Source organism: Mycolicibacterium sp. HS_4_1 (genome assembly GCF_054515875.1).
The window spans coordinates 4223060-4242284 of record NZ_CM137261.1 but is presented as its reverse complement, the minus strand read 5'-3'; the positions used below and the strand labels follow the sequence as shown (position 1 = coordinate 4242284).

Annotated in this window: 19 protein-coding genes and 1 pseudogene; 14 read left to right on the top strand and 6 right to left on the bottom strand. The window is 60.6% G+C overall.

Annotated elements, in window-relative coordinates; all coding sequences use genetic code 11:
• The first annotated feature begins 24 nt into the window (after nucleotides 1-24).
• From ACX12F_RS20470 to ACX12F_RS20445, 6 genes are all read left to right on the top strand, one after another.
• Nucleotides 25-1638, top strand: a complete 1614-nt coding sequence (locus ACX12F_RS20470; protein ID WP_110797519.1) for a fatty acid--CoA ligase — start codon at nucleotides 25-27, stop codon at nucleotides 1636-1638.
• 66 nt (nucleotides 1639-1704) lie between these two features.
• A complete protein-coding gene (locus tag ACX12F_RS20465) occupies nucleotides 1705-2826 on the top strand; it encodes an acyl-CoA dehydrogenase family protein (RefSeq protein ID WP_204354881.1) in 1122 nt (373 codons plus the stop codon).
• 42 nt (nucleotides 2827-2868) lie between these two features.
• A complete protein-coding gene (locus tag ACX12F_RS20460) occupies nucleotides 2869-3948 on the top strand; it encodes a BtrH N-terminal domain-containing protein (RefSeq protein WP_071289740.1) in 1080 nt (359 codons plus the stop codon).
• 76 nt (nucleotides 3949-4024) lie between these two features.
• Nucleotides 4025-4435 carry a sterol carrier protein gene (locus ACX12F_RS20455; protein WP_071289739.1) on the top strand — a complete coding sequence of 137 codons (411 nt, stop codon included), beginning with the start codon at nucleotides 4025-4027 and terminating at the stop codon, nucleotides 4433-4435.
• Between the two features lie 155 nt (nucleotides 4436-4590).
• Nucleotides 4591-5697 carry an NDMA-dependent alcohol dehydrogenase gene (locus ACX12F_RS20450; RefSeq protein WP_071289738.1) on the top strand — a complete coding sequence of 369 codons (1107 nt, stop codon included), beginning with the start codon at nucleotides 4591-4593 and terminating at the stop codon, nucleotides 5695-5697.
• 30 nt (nucleotides 5698-5727) lie between these two features.
• The gene (locus ACX12F_RS20445) at nucleotides 5728-6786 is read left to right on the top strand and encodes an acyl-CoA dehydrogenase family protein (RefSeq protein ID WP_260939861.1); all 1059 of its coding nucleotides are present in this window, start codon (nucleotides 5728-5730) and stop codon (nucleotides 6784-6786) included.
• 102 nt (nucleotides 6787-6888) lie between these two features.
• Here ACX12F_RS20445 and ACX12F_RS20440 read toward each other — a convergent pair whose 3' ends face one another.
• A complete protein-coding gene (locus ACX12F_RS20440) occupies nucleotides 6889-8169 on the bottom strand; it encodes a PucR family transcriptional regulator (RefSeq protein ID WP_260939860.1) in 1281 nt (426 codons plus the stop codon).
• A gap of 609 nt (nucleotides 8170-8778) precedes the next feature.
• Here ACX12F_RS20440 and ACX12F_RS20435 point away from each other — a divergent pair.
• Nucleotides 8779-8904 carry a hypothetical protein gene (locus ACX12F_RS20435; protein WP_267316129.1) on the top strand — a complete coding sequence of 42 codons (126 nt, stop codon included), beginning with the start codon at nucleotides 8779-8781 and terminating at the stop codon, nucleotides 8902-8904.
• 320 nt (nucleotides 8905-9224) lie between these two features.
• On the opposite strand, the gene ACX12F_RS20430 is transcribed toward ACX12F_RS20435, so the two are convergent.
• Nucleotides 9225-9434, bottom strand: coding sequence for a TetR-type transcription factor C-terminal domain-containing protein (locus ACX12F_RS20430; RefSeq protein WP_061002722.1), 210 nt, complete (start codon nucleotides 9432-9434; stop codon nucleotides 9225-9227).
• On the bottom strand, nucleotides 9382-9531 hold the full coding sequence (locus tag ACX12F_RS20425; RefSeq protein ID WP_260940101.1) for a TetR family transcriptional regulator: 150 nt from the start codon (nucleotides 9529-9531) through the stop codon (nucleotides 9382-9384). The genes ACX12F_RS20430 and ACX12F_RS20425 overlap by 53 nt, the downstream gene beginning before the upstream one ends.
• Nucleotides 9532-9844: 313 nt before the next feature.
• On the opposite strand from ACX12F_RS20425, the pseudogene ACX12F_RS20420 reads away from it, so the two are divergent.
• Nucleotides 9845-10161 (top strand): annotated as a pseudogene (locus ACX12F_RS20420) (IS481 family transposase); the annotation flags it as partial.
• 74 nt (nucleotides 10162-10235) lie between these two features.
• Here the strand turns inward: ACX12F_RS20420 and ACX12F_RS20415 are convergent.
• From ACX12F_RS20415 to ACX12F_RS20405, 3 genes are read right to left on the bottom strand one after another with little or no spacing between them, the layout of a single operon-like run.
• On the bottom strand, nucleotides 10236-11435 hold the full coding sequence (locus tag ACX12F_RS20415) for an NAD(P)/FAD-dependent oxidoreductase (RefSeq protein ID WP_260939859.1): 1200 nt from the start codon (nucleotides 11433-11435) through the stop codon (nucleotides 10236-10238).
• Nucleotides 11432-12820, bottom strand: coding sequence for a cytochrome P450 (locus tag ACX12F_RS20410; protein WP_061004584.1), 1389 nt, complete (start codon nucleotides 12818-12820; stop codon nucleotides 11432-11434). Before ACX12F_RS20410 ends, ACX12F_RS20415 begins: the two co-directional genes overlap by 4 nt.
• A gap of 21 nt (nucleotides 12821-12841) precedes the next feature.
• The gene (locus ACX12F_RS20405; protein WP_061004586.1) at nucleotides 12842-13162 is read right to left on the bottom strand and encodes a 2Fe-2S iron-sulfur cluster-binding protein; all 321 of its coding nucleotides are present in this window, start codon (nucleotides 13160-13162) and stop codon (nucleotides 12842-12844) included.
• Between the two features lie 130 nt (nucleotides 13163-13292).
• Between ACX12F_RS20405 and ACX12F_RS20400 the strand changes: the two genes are divergently transcribed.
• From ACX12F_RS20400 to ACX12F_RS20375, 6 genes are all read left to right on the top strand, one after another.
• The gene (locus ACX12F_RS20400) at nucleotides 13293-14270 is read left to right on the top strand and encodes a helix-turn-helix domain-containing protein (RefSeq protein ID WP_276555457.1); all 978 of its coding nucleotides are present in this window, start codon (nucleotides 13293-13295) and stop codon (nucleotides 14268-14270) included.
• A 1418-nt stretch (nucleotides 14271-15688) separates the two neighbouring features.
• On the top strand, nucleotides 15689-16855 hold the full coding sequence (locus tag ACX12F_RS20395) for a thiolase family protein (protein ID WP_260939856.1): 1167 nt from the start codon (nucleotides 15689-15691) through the stop codon (nucleotides 16853-16855).
• On the top strand, nucleotides 16852-17289 hold the full coding sequence (locus ACX12F_RS20390; protein WP_061003883.1) for a Zn-ribbon domain-containing OB-fold protein: 438 nt from the start codon (nucleotides 16852-16854) through the stop codon (nucleotides 17287-17289). The genes ACX12F_RS20395 and ACX12F_RS20390 overlap by 4 nt, the downstream gene beginning before the upstream one ends.
• Entirely contained in the window at nucleotides 17286-18329 is a 1044-nt protein-coding gene (locus ACX12F_RS20385) for an LLM class flavin-dependent oxidoreductase (RefSeq protein ID WP_061003881.1), read from the top strand. Before ACX12F_RS20390 ends, ACX12F_RS20385 begins: the two co-directional genes overlap by 4 nt.
• Nucleotides 18322-18777 carry a MaoC family dehydratase N-terminal domain-containing protein gene (locus tag ACX12F_RS20380; protein WP_061003879.1) on the top strand — a complete coding sequence of 152 codons (456 nt, stop codon included), beginning with the start codon at nucleotides 18322-18324 and terminating at the stop codon, nucleotides 18775-18777. Before ACX12F_RS20385 ends, ACX12F_RS20380 begins: the two co-directional genes overlap by 8 nt.
• A complete protein-coding gene (locus tag ACX12F_RS20375) occupies nucleotides 18774-19205 on the top strand; it encodes a MaoC/PaaZ C-terminal domain-containing protein (protein ID WP_061003876.1) in 432 nt (143 codons plus the stop codon). The genes ACX12F_RS20380 and ACX12F_RS20375 overlap by 4 nt, the downstream gene beginning before the upstream one ends.
• The last annotated feature ends 20 nt before the right edge of the window (nucleotides 19206-19225 follow it).

Here is a 19225-nt window from a genome sequence, read left to right as displayed (position 1 = left end):
GGGCACTACACGATGCAAAGCACTATGCAAGATGTTCCCCTCACGGTCTCGGCAATCGTTCAGCATGCGGCAGCCATACACGGTGATAGCGAGGTCATAACTCAAACCGGAGCTGGCTATCGCAGGACTTCCTATCGCGGAATGCTGCCGCGAGTAGCTCAACTCGCCAACGCTCTGCGCAGCCTTGGCGTCACTGCAGATCAACGCGTGGCCACCTTCCAATGGAGCAACCAGGAACATTTGGAGGCCTACTGTGCGGTTCCCTCCATGGGTGCGGTCCTGCATACCTTGAACATTCGTTTGGCCCCAGAGCAACTCGCGTACATCGCCAATCATGCGAACGACCAGATTGTGATAGTAGACGCGTCGGTCGCGCCGTTGCTGGCTGCCGCGCTCCCTGCAATGACGTCGGTGCACACCGTCATCGTTACAGGACAGGGCGACCTTGCCCCGTTGCAGGGAAGCGGAAAAACAGTTCTGTGTTACGAGGAAGTGCTTGCCGGCCAGGAAGAGTCATTTGAGTGGCCGGTTCTCGACGAGTTGTCTGCCGCGGCCATGTGTTACACCAGCGGCACCACGGGAGATCCCAAAGGCGTCGTCTACAGTCATCGTTCCACCTACTTGCACTCCCTGACCGCGTGCACCGCTAATGCGTTGTCGATCAGCGAGGCCGACCGTCTGTTGGCCATCGTCCCAATGTTTCACGCCAATGCGTGGGGGCTTGTCTATGCAGCGTTGATGTCCGGTGCGGATCTGGTGCTGCCTGACCGGTATCTCCAAGCCGAACCATTGGTATCGCTCATCGAAAACACCGGGCCGACCGTCGCTGGTGCGGTGCCGACGATCTGGAATGATGTCGACCGATATCTGGATTCGCATCCTGGGCGGGATATATCTTCGCTACGTTTGGTCGCTTGCGGAGGATCGGCTGTTCCGATTTCCCTGATTCGTGGGTTTGAAGAAAAGTACAACGTGCCCATCGTGCAGGCATGGGGCATGACCGAAACGTCTCCGCTGGCTACCGTTGCACGTCCGAATCGCGACGCTGACGAGACGAGACGATGGGAGATGCGGGCCAGTCAAGGTCGGCCGATCTGCGGTGTCGAAATCCGTCTGCGGGACGACGACGGTAAAAACGTGCCGTGGGACGGACAATCAGTTGGGGAGATTCAGGCGCGTGGGCCGTGGATAACCGGCTCATATTTCGGTGACTTCGACTCGGACAAATTTGACGAAGGATGGTTGCGTACCGGTGACGTCGGCCGCATCGATCCGGACGGATGTCTCACCCTGACGGACCGTTCAAAGGACGTGATCAAATCTGGCGGCGAATGGATCTCGTCGGTAGAACTGGAAAACGCGCTTATCGGTCATCCCTCAATCTACGAAGCAGCGGTCATCGGAGTTCCTGACGACAAATGGCAGGAGAGGCCCTTGGCTCTTGTGGTAGTTCACCCGGGCTCTGAGGTGAACATTGACCAACTCCAGGTCTTTATCTCGCAGAAGGTTGCAAAGTGGTGGATTCCGGAGCGATGGTGTTTCGTTGCTGACATACCACGTACAAGTGTTGGAAAGTATGACAAAAAAGCGATCCGTGCGAAACATGCGTCTGGACATTACAAAGTTCAGTACGTTTGATTCCTCTGAATAGTTGCAAACTCGAGTTGTTGAAAGGAAATTGTGTCCATCTCAATGTCCCCATGGATGAATGCCGAATTGGTAGAGCTTCGTGACCTCGCAGCGAAGTTCTTCTCGGCCGAATTGGCGCCGCATGCGCAGCGCTTTGCCGACCAGCACCACGTCGACCGAGAACTGTGGAACCGGGCGGGTGAGCTGGGCTTGCTCTGCATGTCTATACCTGAGGAATACGGCGGGGGCGGTGGCACGTTCGCGCACGAAGCGGTCGTGCTCGAAGAGCAGGCCCGCATCGGTGACAGTTCATGGGGCGCTGGGCTGCACAGCGGAATCGTCGCGCACTACATCCTGCAGTACGCGACTGAAGAGCTGCGACGAGAATGGTTGCCCAAGATGGCATCCGGCGAACTCGTTGGAGCCATAGCCATGACTGAACCAGGTACCGGCTCGGATTTGCAGGGTGTCAAAACCAAAGCTGTACTGGACGGAGACGAGTACGTCATCTCGGGCTCGAAGACCTTTATCACCAACGGCCAGCAAGCCGATCTGATAATTGTCGTTGCCAAAACCGACTCCAGTAAGGGCGCGGCCGGAATATCTCTCTTCGTAGTCGAAGCTGACCGGGCGGGGTTCCGGCGTGGCAAGGTTCTCGACAAGATCGGCCAACGCGGTCAGGACACCTCTGAGTTGTTCTTCGACGAAGTGAGGGTTCCGCGCTCGCATCTACTGGGCCAGACCGAGGGTCAGGGCTTCATTCAGCTCATGAACCAGTTGCCCCAAGAACGACTTATCGTGGCGGTGGGTGCAGTCGCGGCGATGGAGCTTGCCCTGGAGCAGACGCTTAAGTACACGCGTGAGCGCGAGGCGTTTGGTCGGCCGGTCTTTGGCTTTCAGAACACCAAGTTCGTCCTGGCTGAAGCTGCGACCGAAACGCGCATCGCAAGAGTGTTCCTCGACTACTGCATCGACCTGCACCTTGCGGGTCAACTCGACGTGCAGACCGTCGCTATGGCGAAGTGGTGGACCACGGAACGGGCTATGAAGGTCCTTGATGACTGTATGCAGCTGCACGGCGGCTATGGCTACATGACTGAGTACCCCATCTCGAGATTGTGGGTGGATCAGCGCGTGCAAAAAATCTATGCCGGCACGAACGAGGTTATGAAGGAAATCATCTCTCGATCGCTGTGATCGACCGATAATTGACTTTTCTAAACAAATCTAGGAGCTCGAATGGCAACGGTGATTCTGCCCTATCGACATGAAGTTGCGGGCCATTGTGGTTCGGGTGCGCTACGTGACTTGACTGAGTGGGCGGGTATTCGTTTCGCCGGACACGTACCGGATGAAGGATTGGTTTTTGTGCTTGGCGGCGCATTGGACTTCTCCTACATCCGATCAGCGAAACTTCAACCGCCGGTCTATCTCGTTGGGCGTAGCGCCGATCTTGAAGACGAATACTTGAACCGATTGGGTGCGCAGTTGGAGACTCGCGCGACCGACGACGCTGACCTTGGATGGAAATGGGTGACCGAGCAGCTCGACGCGGGCACGCCAGTCATGGTGTGGACGGACATCGCCGAATTGCCTTATCTGCGCGCGCGGCTGAACATGAGTCGGCATGACGTCGTGGTCGTCGGGTATGATGATGCCCGGGAAGTCGCTTATGTCGTAGATAATGATCGCGATACTGTCCAGGCGGTTCCGTATGCAAATCTACGGCGCGCCCGTGCTTCGACTGGATTTCCAGTCCCGACCCGCAATACGACTTACATCGTCGAGTGGCCGGAGTCTGCACCCGACCTCAGGGTAGCTGCGTGCTCGGCGTTTCTTCGCAGCGCTGAAGCCATGGAAGGCGCCTACATTGGCGCGCCCATTGCGTCGCTTTCCAGTTCCGAAATGCAGGTGAACGGACTGGCTGGAATTTCTTCTTTCGTTGAGGATTTGAACCGGTGGTCGGACCTTTTCGATGATGATTGCCTCGAAGCGGCATTGTTTGCGCTAAGCGCCCTTATTCAAAAGGCTGGAACGGGAGGCGGCCTGTTCCGGAGCCTCCAGGCGCAGGGTTGCCAAAAGGTGGCGGAACTACTCGATTTCGAACCTGCACAAGAAGCTGCCGACGCCGCTGCGGCCGCATCCCGACTTTGGACGGGCTTGGCGGCGATCGCTTATGACCCGGAGACCGACCCCCGCCGTAGGGCCGCAGATGCTGCTTCTTTGGCGGCGCAGCTGCCGAGTGCCGAATGGGAGTTGGCGACCGCGCTGAGGGCTGCGGGAAATTCGCTTCGTCGAAGACGAATCACGAGCGGATAAGGCTGCGGCAAATATGGTCGCGTGAGGATTCGCGGAACAACCATTTAGTCAATATGTCAATAGATGGAGGAAAGCAATGTCCGTTTTCGCTGATGAGGATGAGGTCTACCGCTACTTGGGTGGAATTTTCCGGCGAGGTTTAGAAAACGCAGAGCTTGCGACAAAGCTTGCTCGGTCCGGGGTGGTATTGCGCATTCACTACACCGATCCTGATGCGATAGTAACCGTGGATATGCCAAACAAATTGATCGAGACTGGAGCCACCAGCGCCGCTACGCCGAACGTCGAACTATTCATGACTGCCGACACTGGCAATAGGTTTTGGCTGGGCAAGGTGAATCTGACGGTGGCCATGGCTAAAGGGAATGTCAGGGCTAAAGGCCCTGTAGCCAAGTTGGTGAGACTAATACCGCAGGCCAAGAATCTCTTTCCGGAGTACCGTGCAATGCTGGAGGCGGAGAGACGTCGAGATCTTTTAAGTGCTTGATATGGCAAGTCAATCGGCGCTGTCGTAGCTTCAACCGTATTCCTCGGTGAGATTCGCCGTGATCGCCGTCGCATAGTAACCCCGCTTTAGGGTAGTGCTCAACGTTAAATTCTGTATTTACTAAGCATTTTTACCACCGAAAGGACATATTCAACGTGAAGACACGTGCTGCGGTTTTGTGGGGTCTGGGTCAGAAATGGGAGGTCGAAGAGATTGAGCTCGACCCTCCGGGTGCTGGCGAGGTACTTGTGCGCCTTGCGGCCACGGGACTGTGCCATTCTGATGAGCATCTCGTAACCGGTGATCTGCCAATCCCGCTGCCGGTTGTCGGTGGCCACGAAGGTGCCGGCACAGTTATTGAGTGTGGCGTGGGCGTTGATGAGTTCGCCGAAGGCGATTCCGTCATCTTGACCTTCCTGCCCTCGTGCGGTCGGTGTTCCTACTGTGCCCGCGGTATGGGGAATCTCTGCGAACTCGGAGCAGCGCTGATGATGGGGCCGCAACTTGATGGCACCTACCGGTTCCATGCTCGAGGCGAAGATGTCGGACAAATGTGCTTGCTGGGGACGTTTTCCGAGTACACCGTGGTGCCGAAATCGTCACTGGTAAAAATAGACAGTGGAATTCCCCTTGACAAGGCAGCATTGATCGGTTGCGGCGTTACGACCGGCTATGGCTCGGCTGTACGGACCGGAGAGGTGCGCGCCGGCGATACGGTTGTGGTCGTTGGTGCAGGCGGTATCGGAATGAATGCGATTCAGGGTGCGCGCATCGCTGGAGCGCTCACGATCGTGGCGGTCGATCCCGTGGAATTTAAGCGGCAGCAGGCCCGGGATTTCGGCGCGACACACACCGCAGCTTCAATGGACGAAGCGTGGTCAGTCGTTAGTGACATCACGTTCGGCAAATTGGCCGATGTATGTATTCTCACCACGGACATCGCCGAAGTATCCTACACGGGCGAGGCGCTCGCTTTGGTTGGAAAGCGCGGGCGCGTTGTGGTTACGGCCATCGGGCACCCTGACGACACGTCGATAAGTGGATCCCTGCTTGAGATCACGCTCTACGAGAAGCAAATTCGTGGTGCGCTCTATGGTTCATCAAACGCGCCCCACGATATTCCGCAGTTGGTTGAACTTTATGCCGCCGGGCAGCTGAAGCTTGATGAGCTGATTACCCGGGAATACTCATTGGATCAAATTAACGATGGGTACGATGACATGCGATCAGGAACAAATATTCGCGGACTGATCCGATTTTGACATCTGACCGTACGGGATTGGGTCACGTCGTTGCCGCTGCGGATTTTCACGCAAGGGCTTGGTCTCGGGCTCGGTGAAGATCGCCACGACTGGCCTGGTGAAGCCGCAGCGGGTAAACACTCACGCAACCCACCGTTCGCGGGAGGCATGTCTGCGCACCATTTCGGAGCGCAAGGTGAAATTCCGCGCAACCTGCACGTAAAGGCGCAGAAGCTGGGCTATCTGGAGCCGGGTTTTCGAAGTCACGTCCTGGACTGGAAGGTCCACGCCACCCCGACCGAAGTCGGTGGCTATCGCTTCGATGGCATAAAACACTTCAGCAGCGGGGCCAAGGGGTCCGACCTGCTCCTCGTGTTCGGCGTCGTTCAGGACGACTCCGACCAAAAGGGGGCGATCATCACCGCGGTTATCCCCACCGACCGGGCCGGTGTCGTCATCAACGATGACTGGCAAGCATTGGGCATGCGCCGAACCGACAGCGGCACCACCGAATTCCATGACGTCGAAGTACGCCCAGACGAGGTGCTCGGCGGTCCGAACGCCGTGCTGAGCGCCTTATTCCAGTTTCAGCGAGGCAGTCTGTTTGGACCGCTCGTCCAGCTCGTCTTCGTCAACGTCTATCTCTGCATCGCGAGAGGGGCTCTCGACGCAGCCGCTGAGTACACGCGCACACAGGCCAGGCCGTGGACGCCGGCGGGCGTGACCCAAGCCGTTGAGGATCCATACGTTATCCGCACCTACGGCGAGTTCGGCATCGCATTGCAAGGCGCCGATGCCGCCGCGCGCGAGGCCGCGCGAGTTTTTGAGACGGTGTGGAACAAGGGCGATCAACTGTCGGCGGAGGATCGAGGAGAACTGATGGTTCTGGCGGTGGGCGCCAAAGCGCTGGCATCGCAAGCCGCACTTGACATCACCAGCCGGATCTTCGAGGTCATCGGAGCCAGGGGGACGCATCCGCGTTACGGCTTCGATCGCTTCTGGCGCAACATCAGGACCCACACCCTGCACGATCCGGTGGCGTACAAGATCGCCGAGGTGGGGAATCATGTGTTGAACGGCGCCCATCCGTTACCGGGATTTACATCATAGGTGCGGCCACCGCGTCGCGATGTTTGCCGGGCAGACAAACGTGATTCCACGCGGTTGTAGCTTGGAGACAGATGACCTCAAGGGAATCGCGTGACTCCCAAGCTAATGGGTATGACCATCCGAGTTGAGCACCGCTGCTCCGAACAACTCGCACATTTCTAAGGCGATCTCGACATCGAGCCGGTCGTCGGTTAGGGGTCGGCCCCGTCGCTGGGCTGCACGCCCTACTCGGTACTTGACCGTATTGCTGTGCAGGTGCAGTTCTTCTCCCGCTGACTTAAGGCTAGCTCCCGAACGGAGAAAGACTTTGGCTGTTTCACGGAGTTTTAGGTCGGCTACAGAGTTGCAAGCGAGGGGCCCGAGGGTATCGCGGACGAACATGCTCATCGCATCAATGTCATTGACGAGCAGAGAGCCAAGCGCAACCCCCGGATCGGCCGCGCTAATGAAGCGGTGCTCCGCACCTTCGGCCGCAATAGCGACTAGACGAGCCCGTTCCGCCTGGCGATGTGATCGCCGAAATCCGTCGATACCGGCGAGCGGTGTTCCTACGGCGACGTTGGGCACGTCCTGCTCTGACTCTATGAACCTGCGGAGGTGGGCCACCGCAGTCTCGTCGTTCACCGCAATCCAGGCCCACCCCACCAAACGGTCCACGGACAGATGCAGGGCGGACACGGCCCCCACCGCACGTGATGCACGTTTCAGGAGTCTCTTGGTCGTCTCCGGTTGTGCATCGTGGTCCTCTCGCGGGCGATCCCACCACAGGACGATCGCGGTATGCAGGGCGTCCAGTGGATACTGGATCATCTCGGACGTCGTGGCGATGTTGACGTCCATGCCTGCGAGAACGTCGCGTACTACCTGTGTGCGAGCTCCGCGACGATGCTCTTCCCACACCGTGTGCTCTTCTTGATACGTGCTCAGTAGCTGTTCGGAAACGCAGTCAATGTAGCCGAACGACACTCGCGTGATGTGTTCGTAGAGATCGAGCTTCAGTTCTGGTGACAGATTCGACCGTCTGATCTCGTCGATCACGAATCGCAGTCCTTGCTGATGACCCAGTCGATAAGCCCGCAGCAGGGAATTGGCCGGTACTCCACGCTGTGCCATCCTGCGGGCATGTTCAAGCGCCGCTGCGGGTGGTTCCACAATTGCGATCGGGATGTCGTAACGGAGGGTCGAAAACCAGGTTTCGACGTTCGCCGCGACAGTCTCGATGAGAAGATCTTCGAGCTGACCGTCCCCACTTAGCTCTGCGACCTCGGCCGCCAGAAGCCTCTGGATCAGATCCGGTAGATCGCGCAATTGCTGCCCCAGGCCACCGAGTACCTCGGCGACGTGAACGGGCATCGCCCTGTCAGAAGCGGGGTGAACCACCATGGGTCCATGGTAGGCGCTACCTTTGTCTACTGGCGACAAACATTTCCTCGGCATTCATCGATAACCTACGTAGCTCTAGTTGAGCCACCGCGTTAATGTGGAAATCGCTGTTCCCGGCGGTGACCGGCGGATTTCAGTAATCGATATCGTGCGGCTCGCCTCATCGTAGGAGGACCTTTATGTCATTCATCGCAGCTTTCACTGTGTTGGCATGCGTTGCCGGCATAAGTCGGCCTGTTGTTGCCTATGTTGGCTCGCGTCCGGATGTCGGGCGAGCACTCGCTTCGATCGATGACGACTGGTTGGCAGTCGACCATGCTCGGGACAACCCACCGTTGTAGACGGAGACTGCCCACTGATCAACGGCCGGCAATCGGCTTGTAGTAGTCAGCTCTTGCGCAGCGTCAAGCGAGTGCGCCTTCGCCACCATCTGAGCCGTGCGCCGGGCTACTTGCAGTGCCAGGTGGTCTCTGACATGCGTTGAATCTGAAATCGAATTAGTGCCAGTGATGACCCGACGTGCGGTCACGGCCGAGTATGCGGCAGCTGGTGCACGGCGTTCCCGCGCCGACTCGCATCGCTATAATTTACGGCCGCACGGTTCAGCCAATGATTTCACGCAAAGCAACGCTCTGGCTCGCCCACCTGGTGCAGCTGGCACTGACCGGTCTGGCCATGCTCATCAACTATGTCGCGCGACATCGCTTTTCGCACCCGCAGCCTACCAGCGGGTGATCGATCAACTGACATAAACTCATTTGGTGAAGTAGACCCTCGTTGCTTCGCCGACGATCGCCGCTGTTGCAAGAACTTCCGGCGGGTCGGGAAAATTGAGCATCACGGTTCGGGCACGCAGTAATGGCTTTCATCATCTAAACTTGAGCGACACCAAGAACGGCATGCCCCAAATCGGCGAGTAGAACCGAAATGCGTTCGGCGGCCATACCGGTTTCGCGGTATGGCAACGTCGACTGAATCGCTCCAATTGCGCCGTGGACTACAGCGCGTAATCCTGTCTCGTCAAGTTCGGGGCGGAGCTCACTGAGGACGTGCACCTACTCCTCGAGATATAGACGCTGTTTGCGACGTAACTGACTGCGCTGCTGCGCGGCCAGATTGTGAAATTCGCGGTAGTAGACGATGGCGAGCTCGCGTTGGTCCAAAACGAGCGCTACATGGTCCGCGACGAGGGCGGTCAGTGCCTCGGCGTCGTCACGGCTCTGTTCGACGATCGAGGAAGCACGCTGCAGCAGCGTGTCGATCACTTTGCTCGAATAGCGCCGCCAGCAAGCCTGCCTTGCTTTCGAAGTGTCGGTAAATCGCTGGACCGACGACGCTGGCGGAATCGCGGATATCGGCCAGCGATGGGGAATGATATCCGCGGTCCGCGATAATCTGCGCGGCCGCCGTCAGAATCCGCGCTCGACGTTCACCGCCTCTTCTGCGACCGTCGGACTCATAGCCGACCTTCCTTTCGCGGAAAAGGGTGGTTGTCTGGACCGTGCACGACGCCTGCGGAGTCGAAGCACAGCCCGTGATGTTAGCGTTGACTCACTTACTCAAGCTGAATCTCCCGACATCAGCACCGAACGTGAATTGTGCTCCGAAAGACTGGCCTGCGAGTCTTTCTCGTCTGTCAGAAGCGCGCTACTTGCAATTCGCGGACGGGCCAGCGCGAATCATCAAGGTGCGTTTCAGATGTCGCTGGGACCGCATCACATCGCCGTAACATCTAGGCATGTAGCGCTCGACGGTCGAAGCGGTCCTTGGCCGCTACCGGATGGCTCCGGACCAGAACACCAGGTTTGGTGGTGCGCCGAACCACACCACATCGCTATGAGCACTCCGAGCCCGGGACCTGGTGCATCTCGATGATCAAAAAGCCGGCCGCCAGGTCAGCGCAACCACAGCGGCGTGGAATACGCCAACATCAATCACGCGGTCGATGACCACTCGCGGGTGACGTATAAGGAGACCGGGACCGCCCCCCGGATTGGTTGACTCCCCATCTGTGAGGAGTCGTCCTTGCTGAGCTGATCAACCCCCGTTCCGAGACGTTTGGCGGTTCAGGCTGAACCGGCGAGCAGTTCGGCGCGGTCGGTGGGAAGACATTTGGTGATGGCCCGTTTAGCAAGCATGAAATCGCGTGGTCGATTGACGCAGTCGGCGGCGATGAGTTCGCCATCACGGAAGTAAAAGCAACTGAATTCTCTATGGCGCGACGGATCGCCGCTGAGCACGACTTCGTCGTATCCGGTGTTCAGACCGGCGATCTGGAGTTTGAGATCGTACTGGTCGGACCAGAACCACGGTAGCGCAGCGATGGCGCTGCGCTTCCCGCAGATGGTCGCCGCGGCGATCTTGGCCTGCTCGCCGGCGCTCGGCACCGATTCCAGCCGAATGCGTGAACCGTATCGGGCCATCACGTGGCTGGTGCAGTCGCCGGCGGCCACGATGTCCGGATCGCTGGTGCGGGCCTGGTCATCGATCACGATGCCATTATCGACGGATAATCCTGCGGCTGAAGCGAGTTCGGTGTTGGGTACCACGCCGACACCGACGATCACCACATCGGCAGGAAGTAATGCGCCGTCCGCCAGCACTACCTCTCGCACGTTGCCGTTGCCGGTGAAGGCTTCGACGAGGGCCTGAGTCCTAATGTCCACGCCCGCGTCGCGGTGGATCCGCGTGAAGAACGCCGACACCTCCGGCGCGGTAACCCGTTCAAGTACACGATCCGTCGCCTCCAGCACGGTGACCTGCATGCCCAGCGAATACAACGAGGCCGCTGTCTCCAACCCGATGTAGCCGCCCCCCACGATTACGACCCGACGGCCGGGTACAGCAGCTGCTCGGATCGATTCGACGTCAGCCGCGGTGCGCAAGTAGTGAATCCCGCGAAGGTCCGCCCCCGGAATCGGCAGTTGCCTAGCCCTCGCGCCGACACACAACGCGAGCTTGGTATAGCTCACCGTGTCGCCGGTATCCAATAACACGCGCCCCGCAGCCCGGTCGATCGAATCCACGGTCGAGTGCACAAGCTTAATGTCCTGCTTGGGGTAAAAATCGGCACTGCGGATCAGGAGTTCGTCGAGGTTGCTCTTGCCGGCCAGGTAGGCCTTCGACAACGGCGGACGGTGATACGGCAGTTTCCCCTCATCCCCGATCAGGACGATCTCGCCGGCCCAGCCGTCACGCCGGAGATTGCCCGCCAGCTGCGCGCCGGCGTGGCTGGCCCCGACGATCACCGCCCGTTCGGTCGTCATGCACTCTCTTTGGGGGTGAGGCGGACCATCAACTTGCTGATGCCCCGAATGAAATTCGATTGCACGTACTCAGGCTCGCCGATGACCTCGATGTTCTCGAAGCGTGGGAGCAGTTCCTCCCACAGGATCCGCAGCTGAAGCTCGGCGAGCCGGTTGCCCATGCACCGGTGCACGCCGAACCCGAAGGCGATGTGATTGCGGGCGTTGCTTCGATCGATGATCAACTCGTCGGGCCGCTCGAAGACACGCTCATCCCGATTGCCTGAGGCGTACCACATCACCAGCTTGTCGCCCTTGCGGATGAACTGCCCGTTCAGCATGGTGTCCTTCTTCGCGACTCGCCGCATGTACGCCAAGGGGGTCTGCCACCGGATGATCTCGGGAACCATTCCGGGGATCAGGTCGGGGTTCGCCTTCAGTTTCTCGAACTGGTCGGGGAACTCGTTGAGGGCCAGCACCCCTCCACTCATCGAGTTACGCGTGGTGTCATTGCCCCCGATGATCAGCAGCAGCAGGTTGCCCAGAAACTCCATCGGGCGGTCGATGAGATCTTTCGTTTCGTCGTTGCTCTGCAGCATCGTGATCAGATCGAATCCGGGCTCTTCCCCGCTGGCCGTTCGAGCTGCCTTGTCGCGCCAGAGCGCACCGAGCCCCTGCGCCATATCAACCATGCCGCGGAAAATCTCGTCGTTGTCGGACGGACCACCGTTGGCCTGCTCCATGGAGCCGGCCAGATCCGACCACTCCACCAGCTTGCGGCGCCGCTCGTACGGGAAGTCCAACAGCGTCGCCAGCATGCGTGCGGTCAGCTCGACAGAGACGTTCTGTACCCACTCGAACGGCTCGTTCACCGGCAGGTCGTCCAACACCTCCCGAACGCGTGAGCGGATCAACCCCTCCATCTCACGCAGGTTCTTCGGCGCCACAACTCCCTGGACGGTGGCGCGCTGGCGGTCGTGGCGCGGCGGGTCCATCGCGATGAACATCGCGACGTCCATGAAGCGGGGCGGAGTGCCAATGATGATGAACGGTTCCGCCGAGAACACCTCGTGGTTCTTGTCCACGGCGATGATGTCCTCATGCCGGGTCACCGACCAAAACGGACCGAACGGACTCTTCGCCTGGTAATGCACCGGAGCCTCGTTGCGCACCCGCTCGAAGTAGGACTGCCAGCGACCCTGACGGTAGAGGAACGGGTTGCTGAGATCGATATCAGCCAAGTCGACGTCCTCGACCGGCGGGATGGGGGTCTCGGTGAACATCTTCTGGCCGTTCGTCCCGGTGATCAACCGGCGCATCTTGTCGTAGCCGTGAGCGCCCCTCAGTTGCATCTTCACGGGCAGCGTGGACTGTACTTTCGCGGTGACTGCTGAGGAAATACTCATCTTTTATTCCGCTCTCGTGGTTTACAGTTGGAATTCGGGCAGTTCGACGGTCAAGCCGTCCCAAACCTCAGACGCGGCCATCTGGCACGACAGTCTCGAAGTTGGTTGACGCTCGGGATGCATGCTGAGCATGTCTTCTTCGATCGCTCCCGAGCTACCCACCTTGTCTGACCACTCGTGGTCCACGATCACGTGGCACGTGCCGCAGGCGGCTTCCCCGCCGCAATCGCCGTCGATTCCGGGTACCGCGTTGTTCAGCGCGATCTGCATTAACGATTGACCCTCGACAAGGGTCGCTTCGTACGACTCACCATCGTGAGAGACAAAGGTTACGACTGCCATGATCAGCTCTCCTCCATATCGGACCTCTCCGAGTGTTGTCGGCAAAAACCGGGGTCGCTAGGATCGGACGAGTCAAAGAGTTGTGTTTTTGGCTCATGTAAGGGGACACGTGGAGTTCGGTGACGCAGGTATGCCGGCACTGGCCTTCCTGCAGATGCTCGACGGTGAGGCGCTGGGGCGCGACGCGGTCGATGCTCTCCGTGACATCATGGTTCGAGAGCACGTCAACGAGTCGATGTTGGTCGGACCCGACGCGCAGGTCCCCTTAAGATGGTTTAAAGAGATTTATCCCGATTTCAACGTTGATCACGGCACCCGTCTGGGTTTCGCATTCGCTGAACACGCCAAACTGACGTCATTCGGGGCACTCAGCGTTCCACTGGTCAGTGCGGGCTCCGTAGCCGAGGTCGTCGAGTTGCTGGCCTATCTGCCGGTGATCACAACAGCCCTGAGCCCGTCGTTCCACTCGAATCAACGCGGACTCACAATCGGGCTCACGGGCCGCACAGGTGACGTTGGCCTGAATTGTCTGGCCGTCACCTACGGCGGACTCGCATTGCTGCGCATGCTCGACATGCTAGCCGGTGTTGTACCGAGTGTTGAACTGCATCTAAGTCATTCAGCCCCGGCTGGGCGGGTGTTGGACGCGGAAACGCTGACTGGGCGCCTCTTCTTCGGCGCCCCTACCTCGTTTATTCACGTACCCGTGGATACGCTTGACGAGGTCTGTCGCTTCTCGGATCCTGTTGCGTATCGGATTGCCGTCGCCGATCTGCGGCGAGTTCTAGAGCGGCGACGTGACGCGTCGTTCACCGAGCAAATAAGGCAGCTTCTGGAGAAGGATCCCGCACAGGCGAGCAGCAGCCGTGCCGCAGGCGAGTTCTCGATGTCCACGAGCACCTTGAAACGGCGCCTCTCGGAGGAGGGGACCACCTTCCGCGAGTTGCGTCAGACCTTCATGCAGGAGCGGGCGATCGTGCGACTCCTCGACCGATCGGTCTCTATCAGCGAGGTCGCTGCAGAGCTCGGCTATAACGACCTCACAAACTTCACACACGCCTTCAAACGCTGGACCGGTCGGTCTCCGAGCTATTTCAGACGCCCTTGAATTGTTTGGCTTCCACATGCTCGCCGATCCCGACGGGAACGCGGCTCTCAGCGACTTCCCTTTCATCGCAACGGTTTCGAGGCAATGGTCCGTTTTGCGGGACAGCTGCCTCACCCAGGCAAACGACTCGGACGAGCCAGTGGACATCTGGTGCACTCCTGATGCCCAGTTCGTTGTGTCCGGCCCGTTCGTCGACCACGGCCGCATCGGCGAGTCACGGCCCCCTTTTCCGCCGCGGCAGGAAACGCCGCGTAACCAACGACGGAATGGCCGAGTCCGGAGGCGTTCCGAAGTACTAGAACCACGGTGGGCGCAAACAGGCGGGAGACTTCACCGAACTGACCAATGGCTTATGCCTGTCAATGGGATTCAGCGATGTTGACGGCTATCTGGCCCCCTTCGGCGGCGGTTCGCGCTGCGCCTTGTGAGTCGCGGCGTGAACTCGTTTCACCCGAAAATGGCCATTGAGTGCTCGTCACCCAAGTAGCGGGCGCACCTCGGAAACAACGGCGCCGCAAGGTCGAAAGTGGTGACGAGTCCCGGCCTATCCACGCCGGCCGGGACACCCGTGCCCTGTGCGTGAGCATCCGCTCCCGTTTCGATTTTCAGCGTCAAACCGCCCTAGTTTAGATCGGCGTCCCGGCAGATGTCTTCGATGACTGACGCGAGGAGGAGTGCACCTGGTCGGCTTCTGCGCCGCCGCCGCCGTACGAGTGCGTGAGGATTTCGAGCTTGTGGCCGTACAGTCGTCGAAGTAGCCGCCCTTCAGTTGTCGCAGCGATCGGTCAAATTCGGATCGTCGTGCATCGGCTCGGACCGGTAGGGTTGGTCGCGAGCCTGGACGAGAGATAAGGATCTCGTAGAACTGCTCTTTGGTCACGAGGAACCCATCGTGTTGCCCGTTGAAATCGATACTCGCGTCGACCAAGTCGAGCGTGGTGTCGCCACCTACTTTGACGACCGCGAAATGTCCCAATTTCATCTGGCTCGGAACTGAGTACGCGGCAGTAGTAGCGCTCTCGACTCGCTGTCAGTCGCGAAGCGATGTGCTGGTTCAGCATCGGCATGGGTATTGCGTTTCCCCGCACCTGGGCGCAGCTAAACGCAGCTCACATTCTGGGGAATCTCTCGCTAGCTAGCCGGCACTTCCGGCAGTTTCGGGCCCCGCACTTGTCCGCGTCGATCTGAAAGATGGCTGACCACGGACCCGGGCCGCGCACGTTTTCAGACACACTGAACCCGCGCGTGAGCCGAGTCCTCATCGAGCCCCTTAGTTAAGGGGCGCAACAATTTTCGCAAAAATCCGCTGCTGGGCATGCGAGAGGCGAGAAGGGTTTACCTGGACGACTTGAGAACGCTATGCTAACCATTGTTAACATTGGGACCGTCGCTGAGTGCGGGGGTTGAGAGGAGTGCGGGTGTCTTACGATCAGCCGGCCATCATCGGCGCCGCCGAGCTCACTCCGGGCAGGAAAGTCCCTTACACATCCACCGAAATGCACGTGCGCGCCGCGGTGGCGGCGCTTGCCGATGCGGGTGTTTCGGCGGATGAGGTCGACGGACTCGTGTGCGCTGGGCCGATGACGAACGAAGGCTCGATCTTCCTGTCCGAGGACCTTATGGACTACCTTGGTCTGCACAATCTGAAGCTCCAGATGACTTGTCAACTCGGCGGCGGGACCCATCTCGCCATGACCCGTGTGGCGAGTAACGTCATCGCCCGAGGCGAGGCTGAAACGGTACTCGTCGTATCGGCGGGCAAGTTCCCGCCGATACGCGACGGCGGACGCGAACTCATGTCGCTGGTGTGCGACCACGCGTTCGAAATGCCCTACGGGCCATCAGTTCCCGCGCTCTACGGCCTGATCGCGCAGGCGTGGATGCACGAAACCGGCCAGGGCAAGGCCGACATCGCCGAGGTAACCGTGTCGCAAGACCGTTGGGCTGCGTTGAACCCCGCGGCGATCGCTCATGACGCTGAGCGCCTCAGCGTCGACGACGTGATGTCGTCCCGGCCGATCGCAGGACCGTTTCACTTCTACCACTGTTCGATTCCCTGCGAGGGTGGTGGCGCGCTGGTGCTGGGCTCTGCCCGTCGAGCCCGCGAGGGCAAGCACCGGCCCGTCCATGTTTTGGGCTTTGGAGAGGGCCACACTCACGGCTTCCTGACGTCGTTGGCCCGGCCGGGTCGCACCGGGGCCGCTAGGTCGGGTCCGATGGCGTTCGAGCGCTCCGGACGGGCGCCGGCCGACGTCGACATCGCTCTGCTCTACGACGCCTTCGCCTCCAACCCGGCGATGATCCTGGAGGAGGCGGGCTTCGTGAAGCCCGGCGGGGCGGGCGGTTTCTACCGTGACGGGCGCGCCGATCCGGGCGGCGACCTGCCGGTGAACACCGACGGGGGTCTGATCCGGTTCGGGCACACCGGGACCTCCTCTGGCATTTCGCAGATCCTTGAGGGTTACTGGCAGTTGTCCGGTCGCGCCGAGGGCCGTCAGGTGCTCGGCGCGGATACTGCGTTCGTACACAGCTACGGCTCGATGCTGTGCAGTCACGTCAGCATGGTGATGGAGGGGGCGTCATGACCACGGTTTCGAGTTTCCTCGACGGTCTGCACGATCCGGAGGCATTGCCGCCGCTGACCGACGTCAACCGACGCTATTTCGCCGCGGCGGCCTGCGGGGTACTTGTCTTCCAGCGGTGCGCGAACGGTCACCCGTTCCTGTACCCGCGGCTGGTGTGTCCGGTCTGCTATGAAGCCGAGTTGGCCTGGGAGACTGCGGCGGGCACCGGCGAGATCATCAGTTTCGCGCCGGTGTACCGCCGTCCGTGGGATTCGTTTCCGCGGAGCGAGCCGTACGTGGTCGTGCTCGTCCGACTCGACGAGGGGCCGCAGTTGTTGGCAAGTCTCGAGGGCGTGGCACCCGACGACGTCGTCATCGGCGCGCGAGTGCGCGCAGTGTTCGAGCGCGTGAGCGAGGACCTAGGGCTGGTGCGATTCCGGCCGGCGGCGTCTTGAGTACGTACGGCGTCTCCGTGCTCGGCGCGGAGTTGGCGACCCTCGTCGATACAGCCGTGGCCGCCGACCGCGCCGGATTCGACGCCGCCTGGGCATCCGAGTTCTACTCGCGCTCCGGCTCTATCTCGATGGCCGCGATGGCCGCGCGAACACGGCACTGCCGCCTGGGGTCGTCGATCCTGTACGGCGTTGGGCGTAGTCCAATGGTGCTGGCCACCGAAGCGCGCGACCTCGACGAGCTTTCAGACGGGCGTGTTGTCCTCGGCCTCGGTAACGGCACACGCCGCATGATGAGCGACTGGCATGGTGTCGCGGACACCTCGTCACCCGCCGTGCGCATGGAGGAGCTGGTCCCGCTGATCCGACGGATCTGGAACCTGCACGAAGGCCCAGTGAACCACGAGGGGCGCTTCTACCGGCTCAACCTTGTTCCCACGGGAGACCTCACGCCGCCGAAGCGAGCGATCCCGATCATCACTGCGGGCGTGCGTCCGCGGATGTGCGAGGTGGCCGGACGCGTCGCCGACGGCTTGGCCGGTCATCCGCTATTCACCACGGCCTACGTCGAGGAGGTCGCCCGCCCCGCTGTCATCCGCGGTGCCGAACGCGCCGGACGCGATCCCGCCGACGTGGAGATCGTCTCCATGGTCATCTGCTCGGTGCACGACGACGCTCAGATCGCACGTCGTGAGGCCGCGCAGCAGATCGCGTTCTACTCGTCCGTGAAAAGCTACCAGCACGTGCTTGACGTGAGCGGCTTCGCTAGGCAGGGGGCGGCGATCCGCGAGGCGTTCGCACAGCGCGACCTGCCCGCCATGTTCGCCGCCGTCACAGACGACATGATCGACGCGATGGCCGTCGCCGGCACCGCAGCCGAGGTGCGCGACGGGTTGCGCCGGTACGAAGGCGTGTTGGACCACATCATTCTCTACTCACCCTCGATCGGGCTCGCACCCGAACGGATCGCCGAGAACCTCGGCAGCCTGATCCGCGATTGCGCGCCGGCCATCGCCGGCGGGAAAGGCGAACACAATGGCTGACCCCTCGCTCATAGGGACGCACCTGGGCACCACCAAGTTCCCGGTCGACCGTTCCAAAGTGCGCGAGTTCGCGCTGTCCCTCGACGACCACGACCCGGTGTATCAGGATGCCGCGGCCGCGCGCACCGCCGGCTTCGGCGCGATCCCCGCGCCCGCGACCTTCGTCGTCTCCTCTGCCCACTGGCGCACAGACGATGACATGATCGCCGCCCTCGGCCTCGATCTCCGACGCGTGCTGCACGGCGAGTGTCGTTGGGAGTACTTCGAGCCGGTACTCGTCGGCGACGAGCTCACCGAGACACGCAGAGTCTCGGATGTGACCCGTCGCGAAGGCAAGCGCGGCGGCACCATGACGATGATCACGATCGAGACCGACTTCACCAATCAGCGCGACGAACTCGTCGTACGCCAGACCGACGTGCTGATCGAGACGGGAGCCTCCCAGTGACGACGTCCATGCCCTCCATGCCGGTGGCGTTGGCCGACGGCGACGAGCTTCCGACCTCACGATTCGGTCCGCTGACGCGCTCACACATCGTCCGCTACGCCGGTGCCGGCGGCGACTTCAACCCGATCCACCACGACGAGGAGTTCGCCCGTGCCGCCGGCATGCCCGGAGTGTTCGGCATGGGACTGCTGCACGGCGGCATGCTGGCCCAACGGCTGACTGACTGGGTGGGACTGGCTAACATCCGATCGTTCCGGATCCGTTTCACCGGGCAGGTGTGGCCCGGCGACGTGCTCACCTTCGCCGGCAAGGTGACCGGCGTGCGAGAAGCCCAAGGCCAGCAGTTAGCGGACGTCGAACTCGACGTCACGCGCCAGACCGGCGACACCGCGATACGGGCGAACGCCGTTGTGGTGGTGGGCTTGTGAGCGCGCCGACGACCGACGTC